Raw genomic sequence first — 5,124 nt, 5'->3', positions numbered from 1 at the left:
ATACCGCCCCGCCGGCGTGTGCGGCGCGGGGTTCGGGGCGGAGCCCCGGGAATGGCCTGGGCCTCGCGGTCCAGGTGCGCAGGGGCCACCCGGGCGGGCCCCCGAGACACAGGGGCCACCCGGGCCCACCCCGGAGACGCGGCCTGGGCGCACCCGGGAGACGCGGTCCGGGCGGACCGGGACCGCGAGGCGTGAGGCGCGGGCGGCCCGCCCGTACGCGCCCTCGCCCTCCACCCCTCACGCGCCCTCCGAATCGGTGACAGCGCAGGTGAGTTCCCCCACAACCCCCCACTCTGGAGGAGCGGCCACCCCTTTCGCGCTTTACGCTCGACGGACCGCACGACCCACCCCCCCCAGCCCTCCTCGTCAACGGAGGTTCCAGCTCCATGAAGCTCACCGTCGTCGGCTGCTCGGGGTCGTTCCCGTCCGCGGAATCGGCCTGTTCGAGCTACCTCGTAGAGGCCGACGGCTTCCGGCTGCTCCTCGACATGGGCAATGGCGCCCTCGGCGAGATGCAGCGCCATATCGGTCTGTACGACCTCGATGCGATCTTCCTCAGTCATCTGCACGCCGACCACTGCATCGATATGTGCGGATATTTCGTCGCCCGCTACTACCGCCACGACGGCGGCCGGTGCCCCGCCCTCCCGGTCTACGGCCCCGAGGGCACCGAGCAGCGCCTGACCACCGCGTACGGGGACACCACGCCCTCCGCCATGAGCGAGGTCTTCGACTTCCACACCCTGAAGCCCGGCAGCTTCGACATCGGCCCGTTCGCCGTCCGTACGGAGCGGGTGGCCCACCCGGTCGAGGCGTACGGCATCCGGCTCGAGCACGCGGGCCGGACGCTGGCGTACTCCGGTGACACGGGTGCCTGCGAGCAGCTGCACGAACTCGCCGACGGGGCCGATCTGTTTCTGAGCGAGGCGTCGTTCACCCATGGCAAGGAGGACATCCCCGGTCTCCACCTCAACGGCCGCGAGGCCGGTGAGCAGGCGCGGCGCGCGGGGGTGGGGCGGCTGGTGCTGACCCATATCCCGCCGTGGACGGACGGGGAGCGCAACCTCGCGGACGCCCGCGCGGTGTACCGGGGCCCGGCCGAGATTGCCGCCCCCGGCAGGGTCTACGAGATCTAGACCGGGTCGGCAGGCCCAGGAGATGTGGGCCGGGTCGGAAAGGTCTGGGACCTGTGGGCCGGGTCGGCAGGGTCTACGAGATCCAGCGGGACAAAGGCCCGGCGGAACGACAGACGCCCCCGGCGCCGGAAACGGAACCAGGGGCATCGGCCTGAGCGGCCACGGTGGATCATCGAGCAGCCGGGACCTCGGATCTATTTGGCCTCGGCCTTTTGCAGCTCCGCCAGTTCGTCGTCCGACTCCCGCCCGGGCGTCGGCAGATTGAATTTGGTGATCGCGAACCGGAACACCACGTAGTACACCCCGGCGAAGGCGAGGCCGACGAGTGCGAGCCCCCACGGGTTGGAAGCGATCCCCAGGTTGAGCAGGAAGTCGATCGCACCGGCCGAGAAGCCGAAGCCGTCCTTCATACCGAGTGCCCAGGTCAGCGCCATGGACACACCGGTCAGGACCGCGTGGACCGCGTACAGCACCGGCGCGATGAACATGAAGGTGAACTCGATGGGCTCGGTCACACCGGTCACGAACGAGGTGAGGGCCAGCGAGAACATCATGCCGCCGACGACCTTGCGGCGCTCGGGACGGGCACAGTGCACGATCGCGAGACACGCGGCGGGAAGCGCGAACATCATGATCGGGAAGAAGCCGGTCATGAACTGTCCGGCGGTCGGGTCCCCGGCCAGGAAGCGCGCGATATCACCGCTCTTGCCCTCGTACTCACCGGCCTGGAGCCACGGGAACGAGTTCAGCAGATGGTGCATACCGACCGGGATCAGCGCCCGGTTGACGACGCCGAAGATGCCCGCGCCCGCGGCGCCCGAACCGACCAGCCACTCACCGAAGTTGTGCAGACCCGTGCCGAGGACCGGCCAGATCAGACCGAAGACGATGGCGATGCCCAGTCCCGCGAAGGCGGAGAGGATCGGGACGAGCCGGCGTCCGCCGAAGAAACCGGCCCAGTCGGGCAGCTTGGTGCGGTAGAAGCGCTGATAGAGCAGGGCGACCACGATGCCCATCACGACACCGCCGAGGACCTTGGCGTCCACCGGGGCGTCGACCATGACGATCTTGCCGTCGACGACCGTCGCCTTCTCCGGCAGATTACTGTCCGTGAACTGGCCCAGCACATTCTTGAAGACGAGATAGCCGACGACCGCGGCGAGCGCGGTGGAGCCGTCCGACTTCTTCGCGAAACCGATCGCGATACCTACGGCGAAGAGCAACGGCATGTTGTCGAGCAGCGCGTTGCCGCCGGCCGACATATATCCGGCGATCTTCTGTATGAGAGTCGGGAACGACTCGCGCCCGAGCATATCGGCCTGGCCGAACCGGACCAGGAGCGCGGCGGCGGGCAGCACCGCGACCGGCAGCATCAGGCTGCGGCCGATGCGCTGCATGACAGCCATCGCGCCCGCGCCCTTTTTCTTGTCAGCCGAGGGGGCTGCGCTTGCCGTGGACATCAACATCCTCCAGGAGAGCAGGGCGTCGCCAGGGACAGGAGAAGTGGGGGAGGCGACGGCTCAAGGGGAACGCGGGCGGCGCCGCGTGGTCTAAACCACTCAGTGGTGTAGACCTGTTGTAGCACGTGAGACTTAGATAAGGAACCTGCGAATTCTGTGGCGTGGGACATATCGCGCCATATACGACTCAAGGCCCTCGGGAAACCCGTCACTGACAGGTCCAAGGGCCTTGTGGGGCCTGACGATTCCGGAAGATTCCGGTGGGAATCGCGGCGGATCGCGGCGTATGTCGACGGTGCCCGGCGGATCTCGACGGATAACGACGGATAACGAGTCGGAAACAACTCGCGTGCGGCGGCCGGACCGACACCCGTCGGTCACCGAAGGTCACCGATCCGTTGCCGGCCCGTTATCGGTCGATCGCCGGTCGATCGCCGGTCGATCGCCGGTCGATCGCCGGTCGATCGCCGACCGATTGCCGACCAGTGGCCGACCGGTGGCCGCCGGTGACCGGCCGGTGACCGCCGGACGGTCCGGAGAGCGGCGCCCGGCCGCGCTTATTTGATGTTGTCCCGCTCCAGCTGTTCCTCGATTTCCTCCGGTTCCCGCCCGGGTGTCGGGATGTTGAATTTGATGATCGCGAATCGGAAGATCGCGTAATAGAGCACCGCGAAGGCGAGTCCGATCGGAATGATCAGCCAGGGCTTGGTGGCCAGACTCCAGTTGATGACGTAGTCGATCAGCCCCGCCGAGAAGCTGAAGCCGTCCTTCACCCCCAGCGCCCAGGTCACCGCCATCGACACACCCGTGAGCACCGCGTGGACCGCGTACAGCGCCGGGGCGATGAAGAGGAACGAGTACTCGATCGGCTCGGTGATACCGGTGACAAAGGACGTCAGCGCCACCGAGAGCATCAGACCGCCCACCTCCTTGCGGCGGTGCGGCTTGGCGCAGTGGGTGATGGCCAGCGCCGCCGCGGGGAGGGCGAACATCATGATCGGGAAGAAGCCGGTGGTGAACTGGCCCGCGTCGGGGTCGCCCGCCAGGAACATCGAGATGTCGCCGTGCACCACCGTGCCGTCCGGCTTGGTGTAGGTGCCCAGCTGGAACCAGATGGGCACGTTCAGGAACTGGTGCAGCCCGATGACCAGCAGCGCCCGGTTGGTGACACCGAAGATGCCCGAACCCCAGGCGCCCAGATCCACCAGCCAGTCGCTGAAGCTCTCCAGCGCGTCACCGATCGGCGGCCAGATCCACAGACACACCACCGCGAAGGCGATCGCGATGAACGACATGATGATCGGGACGAGCCGCCGCCCGTTGAAGAAGCCCAGCCAGTCGACCAGCCGGGTGCGGTGGTAGCGCTGCCAGAAGTAGGCGGCCAGCAGGCCCATCACGATGCCGCCGAAGACACCGGGATTCTGATACGTGAAGGGCGCGACCGTCCCGTCGGCCCCCTGGCAGCCCGCCAGGACGACCTGCCCCCCGACCTCGCAGTCCTTGGGGAACTGGCGCAGCACGTTGTAGTAGACGAGAAAGCCCGCGACCGCCGCCAGCGCCGTCGACCCGTCGGCCTTCTTCGCCATCCCGATCGCCACACCGACGCAGAACAGCAACGGCAGCCCGATATTGGCGTCGAGCAGCGCACCGCCCGCACCCGCCATCACCTTGGCCACATCGTCCCAGCCCAGACCGTCCGCCCCGAAGACATCGGGCTGCCCGAGCCGGTTGAGAATGCCCGCGGCGGGCAGGACGGCGATGGGCAGCTGGAGGCTGCGGCCCATTTTCTGGAGCCCCTGGAACAGCTTGTTCCATACTGACGGCCGTGGCCGTGCGGCGGCGCTCTCCGAACTCATCGGCGTCCTCCCGGAACAGACCAGGTTTGGCAGGCGTTGCAGACTGGTGTAGACCAGTTGCGGTACGGCCCCGGGCTCGGTCCTGGCGGGGAGCGCCGGTGATCGACATCATTCGGTACCCAGCGGTTACTCGCCCGTGAAGTTGGGCCAACCGTGCGTTACCGTGACAAAGCGGACCAGTGATGGGCCGACGCAGCGCTGAGCGCCCGGGCGGGCGCCCCTTGAACGCAGGGAGAAGGACATGGCCAGCAAGGCTGAGAAGATCGTCGCCGGGCTCGGTGGGATCGAGAACATCGAGGAGATCGAGGGCTGCATCACCCGCCTCCGCACCGAAGTCATCGACCCCGACAAGGTCGACGAAATCGCGCTCAAGGCCGCCGGCGCCCACGGCGTCGTGAAGATGGGCACCGCGATCCAGGTCGTCATCGGCACGGACGCCGACCCGATCGCCGCCGATATCGAGGACATGATGTGAGCGGCGTCGCGCCTGTCTGACCGGCCCCGCAACGGGCCCCGCGACCGGCCCCGCAACGGGCCCCGCGACCGGCCCCGCGACCGGTCCCCGCGACCGGCGGACAACCGGCCGGCCGCGCCGGAGACCGACCACCGGAGGGGCCCCTTGCAGACGGAACCGGGGCCTCCCGCCCCGCCCAAAAGCTCATGGCCCTGTCT

4 protein-coding genes are annotated in these 5,124 nt (G+C 68.1%); 2 read left to right on the top strand and 2 right to left on the bottom strand.

Going from position 1 to position 5,124, the window contains the following annotated elements; genetic code table 11:
* The first annotated feature begins 386 nt into the window (after positions 1-386).
* Complete coding sequence (locus ACWF94_RS32885; protein WP_453496940.1) at positions 387-1,136, top strand: MBL fold metallo-hydrolase; 750 nt, start codon at positions 387-389, stop codon at positions 1,134-1,136.
* A gap of 194 nt (positions 1,137-1,330) precedes the next feature.
* On the opposite strand, the gene ACWF94_RS32880 is transcribed toward ACWF94_RS32885, so the two are convergent.
* Together ACWF94_RS32880 and ACWF94_RS32875 are read right to left on the bottom strand one after the other, a co-directional pair.
* Positions 1,331-2,596: a PTS transporter subunit EIIC gene (locus tag ACWF94_RS32880; protein ID WP_453496937.1), complete on the bottom strand. Its 1,266-nt coding sequence runs from the start codon at positions 2,594-2,596 to the stop codon at positions 1,331-1,333.
* Between the two features lie 557 nt (positions 2,597-3,153).
* Positions 3,154-4,452 (bottom strand): PTS transporter subunit EIIC, encoded by a 1,299-nt coding sequence (locus ACWF94_RS32875; protein WP_453496934.1) that lies wholly within the window; start codon positions 4,450-4,452, stop codon positions 3,154-3,156.
* Positions 4,453-4,693: 241 nt separating this feature from the next.
* Between ACWF94_RS32875 and ACWF94_RS32870 the strand changes: the two genes are divergently transcribed.
* On the top strand, positions 4,694-4,927 hold the full coding sequence (locus tag ACWF94_RS32870; RefSeq protein ID WP_453496931.1) for a glucose PTS transporter subunit EIIB: 234 nt from the start codon (positions 4,694-4,696) through the stop codon (positions 4,925-4,927).
* Positions 4,928-5,124 lie beyond the last annotated feature (197 nt).

The sequence above is a fragment of the Streptomyces sp. NPDC055078 genome (genome assembly GCF_053607985.1).
The sequence above is the reverse complement of the archived record's forward strand: the minus strand, read 5'-3'. Positions and strand labels throughout refer to the sequence as shown.